The sequence below is a fragment of the Micromonospora cynarisoli genome, assembly GCF_030518815.1.
GTDB classification, from domain to species: Bacteria; Actinomycetota; Actinomycetes; order Mycobacteriales; family Micromonosporaceae; genus Micromonospora; species Micromonospora wenchangensis.
Genome location: NZ_CP130426.1, coordinates 5,501,979 through 5,520,949, shown reverse-complemented (window position 1 = coordinate 5,520,949; position 18,971 = coordinate 5,501,979). Strand labels below are relative to the sequence as shown.

Annotated in this window: 18 protein-coding genes; 6 read left to right on the top strand and 12 right to left on the bottom strand. The window is 67.9% G+C overall.

The window, feature by feature from the left end; translation table 11 throughout:
* Positions 1 to 11: 11 nt before the first annotated feature.
* The 6 genes from Q2K16_RS24310 to Q2K16_RS24285 all read right to left on the bottom strand — a co-directional run bounded on the left by Q2K16_RS24310 (position 12) and on the right by Q2K16_RS24285 (position 6,183).
* Positions 12 to 1,265, bottom strand: a complete 1,254-nt coding sequence (locus Q2K16_RS24310; protein ID WP_302740425.1) for a histidine decarboxylase — start codon at positions 1,263 to 1,265, stop codon at positions 12 to 14.
* Complete coding sequence (locus Q2K16_RS24305) at positions 1,262 to 2,095, bottom strand: hypothetical protein (RefSeq protein WP_302740423.1); 834 nt, start codon at positions 2,093 to 2,095, stop codon at positions 1,262 to 1,264. Before Q2K16_RS24305 ends, Q2K16_RS24310 begins: the two co-directional genes overlap by 4 nt.
* A gap of 200 nt (positions 2,096 to 2,295) precedes the next feature.
* Complete coding sequence (locus tag Q2K16_RS24300; protein WP_489671933.1) at positions 2,296 to 3,714, bottom strand: APC family permease; 1,419 nt, start codon at positions 3,712 to 3,714, stop codon at positions 2,296 to 2,298.
* Positions 3,715 to 3,749: 35 nt separating this feature from the next.
* Positions 3,750 to 4,151: a hypothetical protein gene (locus Q2K16_RS24295; protein WP_302740420.1), complete on the bottom strand. Its 402-nt coding sequence runs from the start codon at positions 4,149 to 4,151 to the stop codon at positions 3,750 to 3,752.
* 113 nt (positions 4,152 to 4,264) lie between these two features.
* Complete coding sequence (locus tag Q2K16_RS24290; RefSeq protein WP_302740419.1) at positions 4,265 to 4,921, bottom strand: N-acetyltransferase; 657 nt, start codon at positions 4,919 to 4,921, stop codon at positions 4,265 to 4,267.
* 26 nt (positions 4,922 to 4,947) lie between these two features.
* Complete coding sequence (locus tag Q2K16_RS24285; protein WP_302740417.1) at positions 4,948 to 6,183, bottom strand: FAD-binding oxidoreductase; 1,236 nt, start codon at positions 6,181 to 6,183, stop codon at positions 4,948 to 4,950.
* A gap of 231 nt (positions 6,184 to 6,414) precedes the next feature.
* Between Q2K16_RS24285 and Q2K16_RS24280 the strand changes: the two genes are divergently transcribed.
* Positions 6,415 to 8,085, top strand: a complete 1,671-nt coding sequence (locus Q2K16_RS24280; protein WP_302740416.1) for a helix-turn-helix domain-containing protein — start codon at positions 6,415 to 6,417, stop codon at positions 8,083 to 8,085.
* Here Q2K16_RS24280 and Q2K16_RS24275 read toward each other — a convergent pair.
* The 4 genes from Q2K16_RS24275 to Q2K16_RS24260 all read right to left on the bottom strand — a co-directional run bounded on the left by Q2K16_RS24275 (position 8,068) and on the right by Q2K16_RS24260 (position 14,265).
* Entirely contained in the window at positions 8,068 to 8,634 is a 567-nt protein-coding gene (locus tag Q2K16_RS24275) for a GNAT family N-acetyltransferase (RefSeq protein ID WP_302740415.1), read from the bottom strand. The genes Q2K16_RS24280 and Q2K16_RS24275 overlap by 18 nt on opposite strands.
* A 145-nt stretch (positions 8,635 to 8,779) precedes the next feature.
* Positions 8,780 to 10,813 carry an NACHT domain-containing protein gene (locus tag Q2K16_RS24270; RefSeq protein ID WP_302746593.1) on the bottom strand — a complete coding sequence of 678 codons (2,034 nt, stop codon included), beginning with the start codon at positions 10,811 to 10,813 and terminating at the stop codon, positions 8,780 to 8,782.
* Positions 10,810 to 11,226 carry an Imm1 family immunity protein gene (locus Q2K16_RS24265; protein ID WP_302740414.1) on the bottom strand — a complete coding sequence of 139 codons (417 nt, stop codon included), beginning with the start codon at positions 11,224 to 11,226 and terminating at the stop codon, positions 10,810 to 10,812. The genes Q2K16_RS24270 and Q2K16_RS24265 overlap by 4 nt, the downstream gene beginning before the upstream one ends.
* Positions 11,227 to 11,394: 168 nt before the next feature.
* Positions 11,395 to 14,265 (bottom strand): restriction endonuclease, encoded by a 2,871-nt coding sequence (locus Q2K16_RS24260; protein WP_302740413.1) that lies wholly within the window; start codon positions 14,263 to 14,265, stop codon positions 11,395 to 11,397.
* A gap of 126 nt (positions 14,266 to 14,391) precedes the next feature.
* Between Q2K16_RS24260 and Q2K16_RS24255 the strand changes: the two genes are divergently transcribed.
* The 3 genes from Q2K16_RS24255 to Q2K16_RS24250 all read left to right on the top strand — a co-directional run bounded on the left by Q2K16_RS24255 (position 14,392) and on the right by Q2K16_RS24250 (position 15,694).
* Entirely contained in the window at positions 14,392 to 14,748 is a 357-nt protein-coding gene (locus tag Q2K16_RS24255; protein ID WP_302740412.1) for a DUF6244 family protein, read from the top strand.
* A gap of 86 nt (positions 14,749 to 14,834) precedes the next feature.
* Positions 14,835 to 15,287: a DddA-like double-stranded DNA deaminase toxin gene (locus tag Q2K16_RS33100; RefSeq protein WP_368052502.1), complete on the top strand. Its 453-nt coding sequence runs from the start codon at positions 14,835 to 14,837 to the stop codon at positions 15,285 to 15,287.
* Positions 15,284 to 15,694 (top strand): Imm1 family immunity protein, encoded by a 411-nt coding sequence (locus tag Q2K16_RS24250; protein WP_302740410.1) that lies wholly within the window; start codon positions 15,284 to 15,286, stop codon positions 15,692 to 15,694. The genes Q2K16_RS33100 and Q2K16_RS24250 overlap by 4 nt, the downstream gene beginning before the upstream one ends.
* Before the next feature lie 54 nt (positions 15,695 to 15,748).
* Here the strand turns inward: Q2K16_RS24250 and Q2K16_RS24245 are convergent, their stop codons facing one another.
* Positions 15,749 to 16,309, bottom strand: a complete 561-nt coding sequence (locus Q2K16_RS24245) for a hypothetical protein (protein WP_302740408.1) — start codon at positions 16,307 to 16,309, stop codon at positions 15,749 to 15,751.
* Positions 16,310 to 16,659: 350 nt separating this feature from the next.
* Between Q2K16_RS24245 and Q2K16_RS24240 the strand changes: the two genes are divergently transcribed.
* Entirely contained in the window at positions 16,660 to 17,202 is a 543-nt protein-coding gene (locus Q2K16_RS24240; RefSeq protein ID WP_302740407.1) for an excalibur calcium-binding domain-containing protein, read from the top strand.
* 44 nt (positions 17,203 to 17,246) lie between these two features.
* On the opposite strand, the gene Q2K16_RS24235 is transcribed toward Q2K16_RS24240, so the two are convergent.
* Positions 17,247 to 18,440, bottom strand: a complete 1,194-nt coding sequence (locus tag Q2K16_RS24235; protein WP_302740406.1) for a PP2C family protein-serine/threonine phosphatase — start codon at positions 18,438 to 18,440, stop codon at positions 17,247 to 17,249.
* A gap of 93 nt (positions 18,441 to 18,533) precedes the next feature.
* Here Q2K16_RS24235 and Q2K16_RS24230 point away from each other — a divergent pair, with 93 nt between their 5' ends.
* A complete protein-coding gene (locus Q2K16_RS24230; protein ID WP_302740405.1) occupies positions 18,534 to 18,965 on the top strand; it encodes a DUF1304 domain-containing protein in 432 nt (143 codons plus the stop codon).
* Positions 18,966 to 18,971: the final 6 nt, after the last annotated feature.

The window sequence follows — 18,971 nt, the reverse complement described above, 5'->3', positions numbered from 1 at the left end:
GCCCCGGCCGCTCACTGTCGTCCCCTGCCGGTAGGCGCGGACCGGGGGCGGGGAATTGGCCCCAGACGGTGTGGATGGCCCGCACCCGGTCCGGTGGCGTCGGTGAGGTCGGTGACGAAGGCGTCGATCTGTCCGTGGGTGATGCCGGGCATGCAGATGAGGTGGCTGACGTCGGTGTCGGTGGCGAGGAGCCACTTCGCCCGTACTGCGGTGGGTGGGGTGGGGAGGACGACGGTGAAGGCGTGGGGGTGTCGCCAGGCGGGCCAGCCGGCGGTGGTGAGTTGGTCGACGGTGTAGGCGGCGAGGTGGCGTGCTTGGCTGACCCGCCATCGGTGTCCTTCGCGGCCGTGGGTGGCGATGGCGTGCCAGAGCAGTGCGGCGGCGAGTCCGCAGCGTGATCCGGTGACGGTGGAGTCGAGGGTTGCGGTGTAGGTGACCTGGGTGCTGTCGCGGCGGAGGCTGTTGCGGATGAGGACCACTCCGCACGGTGTGGGTACCCCGAGGAATTTGTGTCCGGACACGGTGATGCTGGCGATGCGGCTGTCGTCGTCGAGGCGGAGTCGTCCGTCGAGGGCGAGGGGGATGCCGGACAGGGCGGCGTCGACGTGTACGTGCCGGCCGGGCACCTGGTGGTGGTCGAGGATGGTGTGGATGTGGGTGGTGTCGTCGACGGCTTCGGTCATGGTGGTGCCGGCGGTGGCGACGACGATGGCCGGCCACCGGCGGTGGCGGTGTACCTGGGTGGCGAGGTGGTCGTAGTCCATCTCCCCGTCGCGGCCGGCGTCGACCAGCACGCCGCGTGCTCCGAGCATCTCGACGATCTTCGGGATGGAGTAGTGCGCGGCCGTCGAGTAGTAGATCCGTGCCGTCGGGAGGCGGCGGTGGGCGGTGTGGAGGGCGGAGAGGTTGCCTTCGGTGCCGCCGGTGGTGACGTAGCCCCACCGGTCGTGGGTGGGCATGTGGAGGGTGTCGGCGAGCCAGGTGATGACGGCTTGTTCGAGGATGCGGGTGTGGGGGGTGCCGGTGGTGTCGGTGGGGTCGCCGATGTTGTTCCACAGGCGGTGGCCGAGGCGGGCCATCACCTCCCGGTGGTCCAGGTCGACCGCGCCGGGGAAGCCGATGCAGGTCGGTGCGGTGGTGTCGGCCTCGGCGGCCAGGTGGTCCAGGACCGCGGTGACGTCGACGGGGGTACGGCCGAGGTCCGCGGCCTCGGCCAGACCACCCAGACGAGCGGACGCGGGGGTGGGGGTGGGGGTGTGGGTCATGCCGGACGTCCCGCGAGGAGGTGCCCGGCGAGGGCGCGGTGTAGCCGGGTGAGTTGGGTCCAGGTGTCGCGGGTGGTGGTGTCGCCCTGGTCGGTGAGGTGTTCGTGGGGGTTGTAGTAGGTGATCCGGTCGGGGTCGAGGGGTTTGGTGCAGCGGACGCCGTCGGTGCCGAGGGGTGCGTGGGGGTCGCGGTCGACGTGTAGGGCGGTGCCGTCGGTGAGCAGGGCGAAGCATTGGCCTTTGAGGTCGAACACGGAGCGGCGGTGGTGGTCGCCGGAGGCGCGTAGGGTGCGGGCGAGTTGCTGCCAGCGGCCCTGGTCGGAGTCGAGGGTGGTCACGCCCGCGCCGACGTAGACGGCCCCGGCGGGCAGGGTCATGTCGCCGCCGTTGACCATCGAGCCGTGTGGGCCGAGGGGATGCCATCGGCGGGCCGCCGCACCGGCCCGCGCGATGTTGTCGGTGACGACGTCGGTGAGGTCGGCGAGGAGGCGGGGCAGGTGTTGGGATTCGGGGGAGGCCAGCCACAGCCGGTAGGCGGTGTGCAACTGGTAGCCGTGGGGTTGGGTGGGGGCGTCGGAGACGAAGAACAGCATCACCCCGTGTGGGCTGAGGGCGTCGCGGTGTCCGTAGCGTTGATCGGCTTCGATCATGTGGCCGGTGTTCAGGCGTTTCGCCCGGTAGACGACCTGCTGCCGCAGATCGGCCCACCAGCGAGCCTCGACCGACACCCTGTCGTCGGGCTCCCCCGGCTGTGCGGAGGGTGACGGGATGTGCTCGGGCGGGGCCACGTGGACGGGGACGTCCCGGCGGTACGGTCGCTCGTCGGGCATCCGGTAGTCCGGCGGGGCCGGTTGGATCAGACGGGGTGCCGGTGGGGGCTGGTGGTCTGCTGGCCGGCGGGGGCCGGGCGGTGGTGGCGTCGGCCGGGGTTCGGGCCGCCAGGCCGGATCCAGCGGGTCACTACTGCGGTAGCCCGGTGCTGCTGGCGTGTGGGCGGTGTAGGTCGTCATGATCGGGTTGTCCTCGCCGGTCAGATGGAGATGTGCAGGGCGTCGGGAACGGCATGCGTCTTCGGGGTGCCGTGGCCGATGCCGGCATACACGTCGGGTCGGGTGCGGCGCAGATACCTCGCCCACATGCCGCCCGCGGCAGCGGTCGCGGCGAGGAGTGCCGGGAGCAGCAGCGGATACGGCGACCCCGGCACCGCCCCGAGCAGCGAGCCGACATTGCCGACCATCGCGACCAGGACCACCGACCCGCCGAACACCCCCAACACCGGCGCGACCTTCCACTGCCACACCCCGGCCCGTTCACCCCGCACGGCGGGTGGAGCGGCCAGCGCGGCGACCGAGGCGGCGAGCAGCAGGCAGAGCAGGCCCAACGCGCCGAGGGTCGACAGCCAGGTGAACATCACCGCCACCGGGTCGACCCCGGCGATGGCGAACGCGGCGACGACGAGGGCCGCCACCGACGTCTGAGCAAGGGAACCACCACGCGGGGCGCTGACCCGGGTCGCGCTGTCGGTGCGGGCGAGACCGGTCGGGAGGACACCTTCGCGGGCCATGGCGAACACGTACCGGGCGATCACGTTGTGAAACGCCAACATCGACGTGACGATCGCGAACACCAACACCACCCCGGCAACACCCACCCACCCCTGGCCGGCAGGTTCGAGGACCGTGAACGGCAGGCCGGACGACGGGTCGGCGGCGCGGACGGCGACGGTGTGCGGGCCGACGGCGACACCCATCGCCCACGCCGCAGCGGCATACACACCGCCCAAGGCCAGAACGGCGGTGATGGTGGCGCGGCTGATCGACCGGCGGTCGACGGCTTCCTCCACGAACGAACCAGGGGCGTCGACACCCATGAACGCCGCCACGCACAACGCCACCGCCCCACCGATCCCCCCCACCGCCAAACCGGAGACGTCAAACCCCTCCCACGACACGGCACCGTCAGCTGGAGAACCGAGACCCGCCACGACGAACAGGCCCACGATCAGCAGCGAAACCGCGAGAACCCCACCGAGGACCCAGGTCGACAAGGCGATCGCCCGCACCCCAAGCGCGCCGACAACGGCCCACGCGATACCGGCCCACACCCACCACGTCCCGCCGAGCTGGCCGGCGAGGATCGCCCCGAACAGCCCGTACAAGCTGGTCTGGATCGCCGTGTACGCGACCAGCGCGACCAGACCGGCGGCGACACCCCAACCACGGCTGACAGCCTGGGCGAGGATGCCGTAATACGCCGCCGGATGACCGACCTGCCGGGCCAACGCGGTGTAGCCGACCATCAACAACGCCACGACCCCGGCGACTAGGAGGAAGGTGAGGGGCAGGGCGGTCACCCGGGTCGTGGCGTAGGTGGTGACCAGACCACCGGCGAGAACCACCATCGGTGCCGACGCCGCCGCCCCAAAGATCGACAGACCGGTCGGGGTCATCGTCCGCCGGGCGAGAGCCACCTGCTCGTGCACGCTCACCGCCGCCCCCGCCTGGGAGCGTCCGGGCACGACGCCTTACGGCAGTCCCGTACCGGATGGGTGGTGACATCGGCGGCGTGCACCGGCACCAGATACACCGCCACAGGCCGCACCGGCCCCGTGCGCCAGTAGCCCCGGTCACGGTCGAGACGCCGCAACGCCACGTCGGCGCGGGGCGTGAACCCGAACAGGTCATGCGTGCCGTCCGGCCACTCCCGGCGGAGCGCGTACCCCCACAGGTGCGCCTGCGGCTCCGTGTCCGCGTCGGCCTGGCCGTCCGCGCGGTCGGAGGCGGCGGGCCGGGAGCGAGTAGGGGTCAGCCAGGGCGGCAACCACCAACCCGCCGCACGCCGACGCGGCGGGACCATGACCACGGGACGCTCGACAACGGTCGACATGAGACAAGCCCTCCTTCGGAAAGTGGGTGCACGGGTGGGACTGGCGGGCCACATGGCCTCCGCCAGCTACTGATCAGGGGTGACGCCCTACCGGGCGCGGTCAGAGAGAACGGTCAGGGAGAACGCGGCGGTACCGGGACGAGCCGGCCACGTACCGGGGTCACCCCACGGCGCAGCCGGACCCGAGGGGGAAGCCCGCCACACGCCCGGCCGCTGTCAGGGCCGGGTCGCCACATCCGCCACAGCGCGGGGCCGTCCGGCTCCAGCAGGATCGGTGACCTCGGCTCATACCCCAGCCCGGCCAACAAACCCTCCCTCGGACGACCACCCGAAACCTCCGCGTACGCGGGAAGACCTTCGCCGTCCAAGACCCGGTGGTGGGCGGTCAGCAACGCCCGCGCTGCCTCGTCGCCGCCGGGGCGGGCGGCGAGGTGCGCCAGGTAGGCGTGGGGGACCTGCGGGACCACGGCGTCGACGTAGGCGTGCCACAACGCGAACCGCGACGCGTGCCGACCGAGGACCCGGTGCAGGTCATACATCCACGCCGCCGACGACACCGGCACCTCCAACCGCCGATGCCACACCGCCACCACCGACCGGTCCCCCGTCGTACCGACCTCGCCGTGCTCCAACCCCCACGACACCAACAGCCGCGCATACCGGCCCAGCACCTCGGGTCGTTCGGTGACGTCGGGCACCAACCAGCCACCGACCGGCCCCGCCGACAACGACTCCGCCACCAGCGGCGACAACACGTCACGATCCACCACCGACGCACGACACACCACGACCCGCGTCACGGCACGTCCCCCACCCGGCGGTCCCCGCCCTCACCACCGGCCGCCTCGACGACCGCAGTGGTGTCGACGGAGCGTTGCCGCGACGCCCACAAGTCCACGTCGAAGCCCCGCTGGAACGTCACCGCCACATGCAGGTCGTCAGGCTTCACCCCACCGATCGGCAGCCACGTCCGCGCCTCCCGGACGAACTCCGGCGGACCACACACCAACACCGCCTGCCCCGCCTCATAGTGATGCAACACCGACCCCAGCAAACTCCCCCGAGCAACCGGATCAGCACCACCATCGCCCGAGAGCACCACCACCACCGTCAACCACTCACCATGCTCGCGCTGCAACTCGTCCAACGCCGCCGCGTCATACAGACCCCCCAACCTGCGAACACCCACCACCAACGTCACCCGCCGCCCACCCGGCGAGGCCGCAACCTGCTCCACCAACGCCCGCAACGGCGCAAGACCCGTACCCCCAGCAACCAGCAACAGATCGGCATCACCGGCCGCCGCCAACGACAAGCCCACCTCACACGGCGGCCCCAACCACAGCAACTCCCCCGCCACCACCTGCCTCACCAGCACCGGCGAGACGACACCACCAGGAACGACACTGACGTGGAACTCCACCGTCCCGTCCGGACGCGGCGCGTTCGCCGGAGACAACCACCGCCACCGCCCCGGCAACCGAGGCGAACACACCGGCACAGCGTCACCCGGCACATAAACCAGACGCCGCACCGGACGCACCGTCACCACCGCGACGCACCCGGACGCCGACACCACCGACTCCACCACACCGAACGACACCTGCGGACCATCACCCAGCATCTCGGCGGACTGCTCGGCCAGACGCAACACCCGGAAACAACCCTGCTCCCACACCCGCGCCGACTCCGGCCCCCACGACTCCCCCTCAAACCGCCGCACCGTAGCCACCACGGCCGCCCCGATTACCGTCCCGTGATACGAATGCAGACCGAACCGCCGGTACAACCGACCCAACACCACCAGCCCCGCCCGATAAGCAGCAGGATCAGCACCGTGCGCGATCAACTCCACCAACGTCGAGAAGAACACCGGCGCAAGCCGCTCCGGCAGAAACCGCACACTCCGATCCACCATGTACGACCAGAAGTACGCCGCCGCCCGCTCATGATCAGCGATAGCAGGGGTCAGCGACTGCTCAAGATCAGGCGCGGACATGAACCACTTCCTCCGGTGGATCGTCACGTCCACCCCTCTCGACACCGACATCGGACAACGCCTTCCGGGCATCACTGGTCCACATCCTTCGCAATGCGAAGAAGGCGCAGGAACGCGGTCGCCCGGCAACTGCGTCCACGATCATTGACGCGGCACCGACACCGCCACCTGTGATCATTGGGAGGTTTCCTTCCCCGCAATTCCCCGTGTCGCGGGGAAGTTACATAGACGGCCCGAATTGCGTACGGTGGTGCAGCACCATCGATGGACACGGCTGACGGGGAAGGGCCGCACATGACCGACGGGAATCCCGAGAGCCTGCGGCAGCAACAAACGCGCCTCGCCGCCGAACTACGGTCAGCGGGAAGAACATGGGTCGAGACCGCCGAGGTCTTCCGCGACAGGTTCCGCCTCAACCCCCGCGTCGCGCTCCGCGTCGTACGCGGATGGAGCCAGGCGAAGGCCGCCGAGGAATGGAACCAGCGCTGGCCCAACGAACCCAAGTCGTTCAAGAGCTTCTCGTACTGGGAGATCTGGCCCGGCAAGGGCGGCTACTCCCCCTCCCAGGACAACCTGGCCCGCCTCGCCGAACTCTACGAATGCAGCGTCGCCGACCTCCTGGCCGACCTACCCAGCTTCCGCCACCTCGACCCCGCCACCGCATCGACCCCCGTCACGCCCGAGGGGATGAAACCCGGCCTGCAAGGTGAAATCATGGTGCCAGGCGAGGCAGAGATCCTGCTTCGTGACCTGCTCGGTCGACGCCCCGGCCCCGACGCGGACACCCCGCCACAAGCGGAAACCGCCGGCCTGTACCGCCGACCCGAGGAGGTCAACTTCGCAGAGTTGGCGCAGGTCATCACCATGTGGATACAACGAGTACCCCACCCCCAGACCCGACGGGACCTCCTCGGCAAACTCACCGCCGCACTCGCCGTCGCCGCGAGCGCACCACTGACCGAGTTGACGGGCTTCACCGACAGCGCCACCGCCGCACCCACGCTCACCGACCCCGCACGGTTCGAACCGGCCACCCTCGCGCACTGCCAAGCCATGATCCCCAACCTCCGCAGACAGGGCGACGTCCTCGGCGCTGCCGCCACCCTGCCCACCGCCCTGGCCTACCGACGCATCGCCGAACAACAGGCCAAAGCCGCACCCCACGGCCCACACCGCGACCGCGCCATCGCCACCTACGCCGAACTCACCCAACTCGCCGGCTGGCTCTGCTTCAACACCGGCGACTACCACACCGCACAACGCCTCTACGACGACGCACGCACCGCCGCCCACGACGCCCGCGCCGTCGAACTCGTCACCTACATCCTCTGCACCATGAGCCACCTCGCCACCTGGCAAGGCAAACCCCGCATCGGCATCGACCACGCCGCCGCAGCCTCCGCCTGGGCCGACCAAACCGGCAGCCCCTACGCCCGCGCCTACGCCGCCGACGTAGCCGTCCGCGCCCTCACCGCCGACAACCAAAACCACCAATCCAAACAAACCCTCGACCGCGAATACACCGCCCTACAGGAAGCACTGGCCGACCAGAGCCCCAGCCAGTCCTGGTGGTACTTCTACGACGAATCCTTCTACTGGAGCACCAGCACCCAGAACGCGTTGAAGTTCGACGGAGTGGATCGAATCATGGCAGCTTCAGAGAAGGCGTTGAGGCTCAGCGACAACGGCAACATCCACGAACGGTCGTTCCGCCTTCTCTACCGCGCAGATGCCTTCGCGCGTCAGCAGAACATCGGCCTGGCCTGCCAAACCACCATCGAAGTCGTGGAACTGACATCGGTGAACTCGACTCGCCGCATCGAGCAGCGTTTACAGGAAATGCGTCGAGGGCTCGATCCCTGGAAGCGCACTCGCGCCGTCAAGCAGCTCGACCAGGCAATCGCCGCCTACCGGTCCTCAACGCCCGCCAGGTAACGGGAGCGGACGCACGAACATCGCGTACTCCCGGTAGTACGCCCCCGGCCGGCCCGGAATGCTGCCTACCCGCTGCCAACCCCACCCCTCGTACAGAGCATGGGTTGCCGTGGCAACCGGGTTGGCCGTCAAGGTCGCACGCTCCTCGCGCCGTCCCCTCAGGAACGAATCGTGCAGGCCCCGCCCGATCCCCCGACCCTGCCACGCCTTACGCACCTCGATCTCGGCCAGGACCACCGTGCGTTCACCACCCCGCTCGTCGGTGAACCCCTCCTCCGGAACCGGCCGAAGCCCCGCGAACCAGCCCCGATCCTGCCGCAGGCTGTACCCGAACACGAACCCCACCAGCCCATCCCCCACCCGCGCGGTGACCAGCTCGTAGTTCCGCGCACCCAACGCCCCCGTAGCCCGCCCCCGGAACGCATCGACCTTGACCGTCGCGTCCTCGCCAGGCACCTGCCCGTACGCATCCGCGTAGACCTCACACAGCTCATCCATCAACCCACCAGCAGCCTCCGCACCAAGGCGGGCGTACGTCACATCGCTCACGCCACCACCCTACGGACGCCCCCACACCCCATCCTTCCCCGTGCTACGGGGAATTACGCTGAGCAACCTCTTTGCAGAATTGATGCTCGGGACGGCACCGAGACTCCGCTATTCGGTCTACCCGAAACTCCGCAGTAAGGCGGCTTCAACGGTCCCCGCACGGAGGCGTCTCTGGTTCAGGGCTCGAGCGCGAACTCCAGGATGTGGCGTGGCGCGCGAGGTAGTCCTGCAACTCCCGGTGCCGGAATTGGTAACCCCTACCCGCGATGCGAATCAGGCCGGCCTGGTGACAGACGGCGAGGAATCGCCCCAGGCGCCAGGGCAGGGAGTTTCGGCTGGGCCATCGGGTACACAATAGTAGGGCGACGTAACGTGGCCCTGCCGCGCAGAATATGAAGATAGTCGTGAGGCTGAGGAAGATTCCGTACGTGAGTCCGACCGCCATCCCGCGGTAAACCCCGAAGATGAGCCCGAACGTTAGCCCGACCATCATGCCGAACGTGATCCCGAATACGAAGTCGTTGCGAATGATCGACTCCGGGCGGGGTGTGCCGATATCCCTACTCGTCGTTTGCCCGGAGGTAATGAAACCCACACTTCCCATCATGATGAAGCAAGCGATTCCGGTCAGAATTTGAAGAGCCGCTCCGGTCCTGTTTTTCACCATCCACGCACCTGCCAGTCCGGCCCAGGACCCGTAATTGAGAACGGCGCGGAAGTCGCTCTTCAGGGTGCGGCGCCCACCGAAGACCAGTCGGTGCGGTTGTGGCCAGGTCGACCACGCTGCGTATGCCATTACAGCAGCGAAACATGCCACGATCGCGGTCAGGACCCCGGGAACCCTGGACACTGTTTCCGCAATCACGATGGGAACGGTAACGAGTACAGCCGCCAGGAGGGCGATCACGGTGTGGACCATACGTGGGCGGCGGAAACCGGCCAGGGGCCACAGCTCTTGCAGCACGATGTCAGTACCTGACAGGACTCGCCCGCCGACCTGACGGCCGGTGGCAGCGTTGCGGTCCAGGTAGCTCGCCAACACCGCAAGCCAGGCTTGCGCCTGCGCCGACTCATACGGCTGCCGGGTGGCATAGGGTCGAAACGCCGCAGGGATGAACAGCCCGAGTAGGTGATCACGAATGGCTTCAGGTGTGTCCGTGGCGGGGCCGTTTAGGGCGCCCGGATTACGTAGGAACTTTCCGTCAGAATCGCGCTCTTCGTACACCGTCAACGCCAACGTCAGCCGCCACGGCGTGTCGAGCGCGAGCGCTAGCCGACCACGACGGTTACGCTTCATGCCGTCCAGCACCGCATTCCATCGATCAGCATCTACTGCTCGGGCGACGATAAAAGCCCTAGCCATTGCCGCGCTCACCGGGCGAATCTCCACGCGAGCAGCATCCTCGAGCCAAGCATAATCTGCAATGAGGGCAGAGTACTGCCTGCTGCTGCATGTCACGATCAATTCTGCCTTGCTACGCAGACGCTGGTAGCCGTTAAACACTCGAAGTACATGCCCAGCCCGGGAGGCGTATCCCGGGGTATCGGTGGCGTCCAACTCGTCGAGCCCATCGATGACCGGCAGAACTAGGCCAGCTTTCACTAAGGCCCAAGCCGACTTCCTGTTCAAACGATAGGTCCTTACCAGGTGGTCGACCAACCAACGTTCCATCTGCTGCGTGGCGGCCATTGGATCCACGTCGTCTTTGAAGTCTAGGTTCAAGATGGTCGCGGGTAGACGCACCGGGACCGGATCATCCTTCCCCCGGGACTCGATCAATGACAGGATCAATTCGATGGCCAGCACGGTCTTACCCGCTCCGGACGCTCCGGTGATTACCAACCGGCGCGGTCGCAGCCGTTGATAATAGGCCGCGATCTCACGCAGCCGGCCCTGACTGATTGCGCCCGCAGCATTATGTGTCGGCGCCGGCTGGAGGTCGAACTGCACATCGATTACCCGGTCGTGTCCACCCAACAACTGCTGACGGGCCCCCCGCTCTGCCTGCCCGATCGCAACGGCTAGCCGCTCCGCCACGTCGGGAGGAACGGTCTGCTGCCATCTCAATGCTCGCCGCGCAACTTCTAACCCGATAGCGGCTAACACAATCCCAATGAAGGCCAAAGAAGCGCTTGCCGGATCGATGTCTCCGATCATTGACCTCAATGTTTCGATCATGAGCACGGCCGCTGAGATAACGACGGGTACTGATCGGCGTGCCACCAGCGGATGTTGGTAGGACGCTGACCGGTGGTGACATACTCGACGACTGCGGTCCGGGCGGCAGCCGGGGCCACTCGCGCGATGTCCACAAGACCAGTGTCTGGCGACTCGTACACGGTGATGGGTGTGTCGGGTTGTCGCTCGGCGGCGTAGCTTCCGTCAGGTAGCCAACGTACCGCCGCCCGGTCGGCATCGATGTCGATGTCGATGCGGAGGGTGGGTTGGTCGTGGGTGCCGATGGTGAGGGTCTGTCCGCTGCCTTCGTGCGGCATGATCGTCGCGATCTGCTCGTCGAAGCGGCGTCCGGCGTCCTCGGCGTCGGCCGGCTCGAAGGCATGGCCGTGGTAGTCGCGCAGCAGCAGCGTCAACGGGTGATCCTCTCTCCGGTGCCGGTATAGACACCGTGCCACCATGTGGTTCCGCCGTCGCGGGTGACCCATACTCTCAGGCGGCTATTCTGCGGCAGGTTGGCGGGAAGTATCTTGTCGCAGGTCCAGGGGTAGGTCTGGTCTCGGTCTTTGCCGCCCGTCGCGGCATCACAGCCGGCCATAGCGGTTGCCTCCGTACATCCGCAACGCGCGAGCGACGAGATGCCGACGGGTATGAAGGATGTTGAGCGGGCAGATGCCGACGGCGTTCAGTTTGGGCAGAAAGCGGGGTCCCCAGCCGAGGTTGTCGGACTCCGGGAACAGTTCGGGGTTCGAACACCATGCGACCAGGTGGTAGCGGCCAGCCTCCAACCGCGTGATCTCGACTCGGTCGAGGGCTTGCCAGGGGAACCAGGAGGTTCCGCTGCGGCTGTAGACCTGGATTCCGGCTTTGCCGATCTCCAGCCGGGTGGGATTGCTCGCCAGCTTACCGAACCCGATGGTCACGAAGATGAGAAAGGCGTCGGTCAAGCCCAAGAGGACTTTGACGAAGGTAAGGATGCTCGTAGCGGCGATCACGATAGCCAGAATGATGATCAGGAGTGAGTTGAGGGCAACGACGGTCCAGTAGAGGCCACTGTGTGTGGCGAAGGTGGCATATTCGGCCGGCGGGTTGGCCCGGTCGGGGCGCGACACCACCCAGTCGGCGCGTTCGAGGACCGGTCCGGCTGGTGGCTCCGCCTGCGGCTTCATCGCGTCGGTACTGGGTGCGGGCTGTTCCGCTGGAGGGGACGGCGGTTGCGCATGGTGCTGCACCTGCGGTCGCCCGCCGTTGGCGACACGTCGAAGCTCCCAGATGGCGAACCAGAGGAGCCCGAGGAGCGGGACGCCGAAGCAGGCGTTGCCGATCACCGTGCTGCTGACGGTGTTCGGCTCCCATTCTCCGGCGACGGTGATACCGATCGCGGCGATCTCACCGAGGCAGAACATGCTCGTCAGCAGCCACAGGACACCGCGCCCAGTCCACTTCCAGATCGTCAGTCTGCGAGCCCTCTTCGCAGCCGCGCTGAGGCCGGCGATGGTCTGCAGGCCGGTAGGCAGACCTGGTCGTGGTGGCGGGGCCTGGATCCACTGCCTGAGCGTCACCGCGTCCGCGGGCACAATTCGACTGCGTACGGCATCCAGCCAGGCAGCCTTGGCGCCGTCTGCGAATCCAATGACGTAGAAGGCGGAGGGTGCGATTTGCCCATGCGCCACCCTGGGCGGCGCGGCATACACGCCGAGGCGGAGAGCGAGGGGTGGTAGCCAGTCAGCGAGGACCTCCCCGGCACCGGCGCGTCCGGAAGCAATGCGTTCCCATTGGTCGCGCCACGGTCTCAACCAACTTGCGACCTCGAAGTTGCACGCCAAGAGACCTTCCAGCGCATACAGGGGAAGTTCCTTAGCTGCGGTCAGGCCGTCGGCGTAGCCGCAGCGCTGGTCATCGAGCCGCTCTTCGGTCGATAGCCCTCCGTCGGCGCGGACACGGGTGATCGTCGCCGGGGGAGGCTCGGCGGGCAGCTGCGTCGTCGGCACGACGGTCGCTCTTGCCACCACTGCCGCTCTGGGCACCACAGGCGGAGTGACCACAACGGGAGGGACTTGAGCTCTGCTTCCGCCTGGCTCCGCCTGCCGCGCCGTGCCCCTCTGCGAGGGATGCTCGTGGGCTGGGCGGCGGCCGAGGATGTCGACCTCGGCGACGCCGAGATGACCTTCCTTGGCGAGATGATGGCCGAGAGCAAGGATGGAGCCTTCGGTGCGACGAACGACCACGACAGGTAGTCCGATCCGATTGATCCGCCCCAGAAATTGCGGCTCTGGAACGTCCGTGTCGACCAGTGCCACTGTCAGGTCGTCCATGAGCATGACGACCGTGTGTTCGTTGACGGCAGTCAACGCACGTATGTTCCCGGCCGGCCCGGACAGGCGCCGCTCCACGGTGAACCGGGACGAGAGTACGAGGAGATCTCCGCCATTCGCCACCACCAGCCTCGTGCTGGTCAGCCAAGTTGCCGCTGTCGCCGAGGTGGGCAGTCGGTACCTCTTCTCGTCGCCTACCTGCAGCCCGACTTTGATCAGGTGAGCCGGCGCAGCCTCGGGTGATCCTCGATCGAGGCACCAGATCGATCCGTCAGGTCTCATTAGGAGATGACTGTCGTGTGGCTTCGCTGACCCGCTGGACACCGTGGTCAGCTGTCCGGCCTTCCAACGCCCGATGCCGTTTCCTCTGGCCATGAAGACGCTGCCATCGGCAGCGGACAGTGAGCCGTTACTGCAGCCCGAGATGGGCACGGCCCAGTTGGCGCGCTTGCCTGCCAGATCCACGGCGAGGATGCCCTGCCCGAGCGTGAGCAGCGGCGTGCGACTCCCCTGGACTCCGAGACCGACGTAACGAAGGTCGTCCTGCGGGATGGGACCGATGGTGGTGACCCGGTCGTCGATCGGTCGCCCCGCAGGTTCGGTCGCCACCCTGGGCGTCGCCGTCGGGTGCTTGAGCAGTTCAGCGATCGGTGTATAGGCGCGGGCCTGGAACGATGCTGCGTCGGTGGCCAGGTCGAAGAGCTCCTGCGGTGACACGAACCCGCTGAGCATCGCCTCCCAGTGGGACTGGTCAAGCAACAGCACGTCGAGGCGTCGACCCCTGTCGATCTCGGCTATTGCCTCAGCGGTGAAGCCCTTCATCGCCAGAAAGATGCCGGTCACGCCCGCCATACGCTGCTCGACCCGCCGCTGGAGCTTCGCGATCGGGCCCGTGCCTGTTCTCCCCCGCTCCCACTTGGCCTCCAGGATGAAGCGCCGGCCGCCGTAGGTGAAGACAACATCCAACTCGCCGAGACTCCGTTGATCCGACTTTGCCCGCAGACCAAAGGCGGAGAGGAGCTCGGCGATCATCCCGTTGAACCGCTGGCCGCGCGCCTGCTGCGTCTGCCCGGAGCTCAGTTGGCGGAGTGCGTCGTACTCGGCAACAAGCTCGCGCCATTTAGTCGGGTCCTCAAGCACCGTTACATGCTGTCGCATCACGTTCACTGGTCAACAACCACCCGGACAAAGATCCGACCGGACAGGTTGAGCAGGGGTCCGGCTCACGCCCGCATGTCGCTTCGAGTCATAGCTGAAACAGTCCTGGTGCCCCTTGAGGTGGCCGCCCGTTCAGCCGCCGCCGGCTTCACCGTGATCGCTCAGCGTATGCGCGCGGTTCAGGCCGGGACTCAGGAGATCCGGGCACGCGTGGCGTCGGTTGGCGGCCACATTGCGCAGGCGCGAAGCGCGGTTGGTGCCGCCGCGAGCCAGGAGTCGCCGCAGCAGACGATTGCCGTGATGACTCAGGTCGTGGCCACCTTGGACGCGGCCAACGTCGCAGTCGCGGCCGCCATCGCCACGCTCGGCGAGGTTCAGCATCTCACCGCCGCCGTGCTGCAGGGCGGGCAGCAGGGTCCGATGCTGTCCAACTGGCGGCGATCAAGCAGGTCCTCGAACAGGTAGGGCAGCGTGGCCATGCTGCGAAGCACCTCGTCGAGGGCGCGTTGGGCGAGGCGCGGGCAGCCGGTGACGCGGGAAAACGACCGCGGGTGGCGACGTACCCGGGCAGGGATCGCCGTCACCCCAGCCACCCGTACACGTCGAAGAAACCGGTCGGAGCCTGCCGGTCCGCAACAAGCGGACGGACCCGACCACTGGGGTATTCAACGGCGAAACCATTGTCAGCCGGGACGATGACGCCTCTGTCGCGGACCTGCACCCGTTTCGCCGGCGGCGGGTGGCCACGCGTCCTGGTCAGCCACGTCGAGAGCCACGTCGCAGCGCGGATGCGCCGCGACGAACTCGACGAGGGTGAGCTGGTGCTGAACAACACCACATGCGGGACTCGGGATTTCGATCGGGACTGGCCGCTGACCTGCGACAAACTCCTTCCCCCGGTCCTGCCCGCCGGTGCCCGCCTGACTGTCTGGGCGACACAGGACGGCGGACGAACCTGGTGGACCACGACCTACACAGGCACGGGTGAGAGGATCAGGTCATGACATACCGCGTGGTGTTCGACATCTGCGAGCAGGAACTACCTGACGCGGAGGCCGCCCGGGTGTTCCTCGACAAGCAGACGCTGATGATCGGACCGCACGGCACCCGGGCGCACGCATTCTGGTTCGCACCGAGCGGGGCTGACGACGTCCTACGCCTCGACATCGACTACGACAACGCAAGGGCAGCGCTGCGCTGGCTGCCCGATGGCGGCCACGCGGTGGAACAGCCGCCGGCCGAGCCGATCGTGGTGCTGGAGTCGTCTGACTCCCCTCTGGTCACCATCCCCGCCGAGTTGGCAGTGCTGTCGGTGGAAACCGCCCACCGGGCAGTCATTGAATACATCGCCACCGGTCAACGCCCATCGCTCGTCCGATGGGCAGACCACACGGCATCGCATGAGAAGTAGGCTGCTGAGGGTTGGAGATGGCCGTGAAGCGGCAGCTGCCGTTTCGGCACACCGTCACTTCACGTTCAAGTCGACGATGACTCCCTGATCGGCGCATGCCGACTGCAACCCCGACAGGTGCGTTCCCAGCGGACCCATGAATGCCAGTCCCGCCAACCCGCTGTCGTCGTCCAGCCCCTGCATCTGCCACACCACGTCCACGATCGCCGTTCCGTGCTCGCGCAGCTTCTCGTACCGCGAGTCCTCGAAGATCGCCCGTGCCTTCCGGTATTCGGCCTCGGTCATCTTCTTCTCGACGGCGGTGTCACCGCCGGTGGTCTTGGGGCTGCCGTCCATCTTCTTCCCGGCGGCCATCGCCTTGCACGCGGCCACCCCCGAGTCCTCGCGGATGAACTGGTCGTACACGGCGTAACCGCCGAAGCCAAGCACGACGAACACGGCCAGGGCGACGACCCCGGCACGGAGGATCGGCCTCCCCGTCTTCCCCGCTGACGTGGGGGCCCAAGCCATGGTGGTCCCGGCGTCCGGGTAGTCGTGCTGCTGCCCGTCGGGGCTGGCCCACTGCTGCTGCGGGTTGGTTTCCTGCGGGCTGCCGGGGTACTGCGGCATGGTCACGATGGCTCCTTGGTCGGATACGCGGTCGATGCTGGCCGGTCGCATCGGCCCGATGGGGACGACGTCGGCTTGGCGACAGAGAGTGTGACCGGCTGAGGAACCCACCTCCGCTGCTCGGGCCAGGCATTCACCAATCCGAACCCGAAAGGCAAGCCGAAAAGCCACGCCATTCCGCCGATTCTCTGTGGGTCGATGCCGCAAGCGCAGAGATCGCCATGCTTTCGGATAGGGGCACATAGGTGGTGTGGCAAATCCTGCGGGGTGCCGCCGAAAGCGCAGTCGTCTATTCGACAGATCCCCGTCTGAAAGGACCATCCCGCCGCCTCGCCCACCGCCGGCACACTCGGCCGGTGACGAAAGCACTCACCGCCAAACAAACCATCGGCATCACCCTCGCCGGACTACTCGGCGTGTGCTGCTGCGGCAGCGGCCTTGCCGGCGCATTCGGTGACAACAATGAGACGAAGCCGGCATCGGCACCGACGGCATCCGCAGCGGTCGAGGCGCGGAAGCTCGGCGGGGCACTCGCCACCGTCACCCCCACCCCCGACGACACGCCAACCCCCACTCCGGGCCCCACCCCGAAAAAGACCAGCAAGCCGAAACCCGCCCCGTACTACAAGAACTGCGACGCGGTCAGGGCAGCCGGCGACGCCCCGTTGTTCGAGGGCGAGCCCGGCTACCGGCCCGGGTTGGACCGCGACGGCGACGGGGAAGCCTGCGAGCCGGGCGGCGGCAACGGCGACCTGGGCGGCTACGACGACACCAACGGCGACGTGTACTACGCCAACTGCGCAGCCGTGCGGGCGGCGGGTGCGGCCCCGATCCGACGCGGCGACCCCGGGTACTCACGGAAACTGGACCGCGACGGCGACGGGATCGGCTGCGAGTAGCCGCAGTCGTGCAGATGCGACCCCCAGTGGAGGCTCAGGCCCCTTCACCAGGTAGGGGCGAGCGGCGTCACAGGCGGACGCCACTCCAGCAGCAGCGCCGTCGCGTCGTCGTCGAGCTGCCCCTCCTGGTAGGCGACCACCGCGCGCACCAGCCGGCGCATCGTCTCCGGGGTCGCCAACCGGTCGTTGAGGGCCCGGTTGACGAAATCGACGAGCCGTGTCAACCCGAACCGTTCCCCGTCCAGGCCGCGCGCGTCGGTGATGCCGTCGGTGTAGGCGAGGATGCGGTCGCCGGGGTGCAGCTCCTCCTCGTACACCTCGGGGCGGTGGGTCGCCAGGTGGCCCAGGCCGAGCGGGAGGGCGGTCGGGCCCGGCAGTTCCCTGATCGCCTTGCCGTCGCGCAACAGCAGGGCCCCCGGGTGGCCGGCGTTGATCACCCGGAGCCGGCCGGTGCGGCGTTCCAGCTCGACCAGGAGTGCCGTGGCGAACAGGTGCGGGTGCTCGGAGCGCACCCACTTGTCGATGCTGAGGGCCGTGTCGACCAGGTCGAGGCCGCAGCGGCGGGCGTTGCGGTAGGCGCTGACCACGAGCGAGGCCAGGGTGCTGGCCTTGATGCCGTGCCCGCAGGTGTCGAAGAGGCCGACGCTGAGCACGTCGTCGTTGAGCGCGTAGTCGAAGACGTCGCCGCCGACGTCGTAGCACGGTTCGAGGATGGTGGTGAGCACCATGTCGTCGGTGGCGAAGGTCAGCGGCGGCAGCAGCCCCCAGAGGATCTCGGCGGCGACCTGCATGGGCAGCCGCCGTCGCAGCCGTTCGACCACGTCACCGTACGGTCGGCGGTTCACCACCAGCTGACCGACGCAGGTCGCCAACTCCCGGGCCGGCCCGTCCAGGGCGCGGTCACCGGCGACCGGCGAGACGATCTCCAGGACGCCCATCCGTTCGCACCCGACCAGCAGCGGAACCCAGACCCGGTCCGGGTTGTCGGCCGCCCGCTGCACGTCGAGACCGGTGAACGCCCTGCCCGCGAGGGTCGTCTCGATCGTCAGGCTCTCGCGGACCGGCCCGGCACCGGGCAGCGGCACCAGACTCGCCTGCTGGTAGTCCGCCAGGTAGATGACGATCTCGGTGGCGTCCACGGCCGGTGCGACGCGGTTCACCAGCAGCGGCAGGTCGTCCGGCCCGCCCCGGGGCGCGGCGAGCTGGAGCCAACGCACCGCGTCACCCGCGTCGAGCAACCTGAACCTCCCCCATGTCTCCCCCACCGTAGGAGGCCGACGGCAAACCGCCAACACCTGATTGGGGGAACACGGCGGGCAGGGAGAATGCCGGTGGCGGACATCTCCGTCCGCGCGAACGAGGGAGGCAGCGGCGTGGTCGTCGCGGGACTCGTCCTGGCCGGCATCGCCGGCCTCATCCACGTCTACATCTTCTACCTGGAGTCGGTGGTCTGGACCTCCGCCCGCGCCCGAGCGGTCTTCGGCACCAGCCGCCAGGAGGCGGAGATCACCAGGCAGCTCGCCTTCAACCAGGGCTTCTACAACCTCTTCCTGGCCGTCGCGGTGGTCGTCGGAATCGTCGCGTACGCCGTGGGCGCGCACCCGGTCGGCGCGACCCTGGTCTTCGTCGGCGCGGGGTCGATGGTCGCCGCCGGTCTGGTGCTGCTGATCTCGGCACCGTCGAAGGCCAGCGCCGCGCTCAAGCAACTCCTCCCCCCGCTGCTCGCCGTCGTCGCCCTGGCGGTCGGCCTCAACCTCGGCTGAGGCCGA

Coding starts and splice junctions, on each gene's coding strand:
- Q2K16_RS24310 (WP_302740425.1), bottom strand. CDS start 1,265: ATGACCCACACCCCCACCCCCACCCCCGCGTCCGCTCGTCTGGGTGGT.
- Q2K16_RS24305 (WP_302740423.1), bottom strand. CDS start 2,095: ATGCCCGACGAGCGACCGTACCGCCGGGACGTCCCCGTCCACGTGGCC.
- Q2K16_RS24300 (WP_489671933.1), bottom strand. CDS start 3,714: ATGACCCCGACCGGTCTGTCGATCTTTGGGGCGGCGGCGTCGGCACCG.
- Q2K16_RS24295 (WP_302740420.1), bottom strand. CDS start 4,151: ATGTCGACCGTTGTCGAGCGTCCCGTGGTCATGGTCCCGCCGCGTCGG.
- Q2K16_RS24280 (WP_302740416.1), top strand. CDS start 6,415: ATGGACACGGCTGACGGGGAAGGGCCGCACATGACCGACGGGAATCCC.
- Q2K16_RS24270 (WP_302746593.1), bottom strand. CDS start 10,813: ATGATCGAAACATTGAGGTCAATGATCGGAGACATCGATCCGGCAAGC.
- Q2K16_RS24250 (WP_302740410.1), top strand. CDS start 15,284: ATGACATACCGCGTGGTGTTCGACATCTGCGAGCAGGAACTACCTGAC.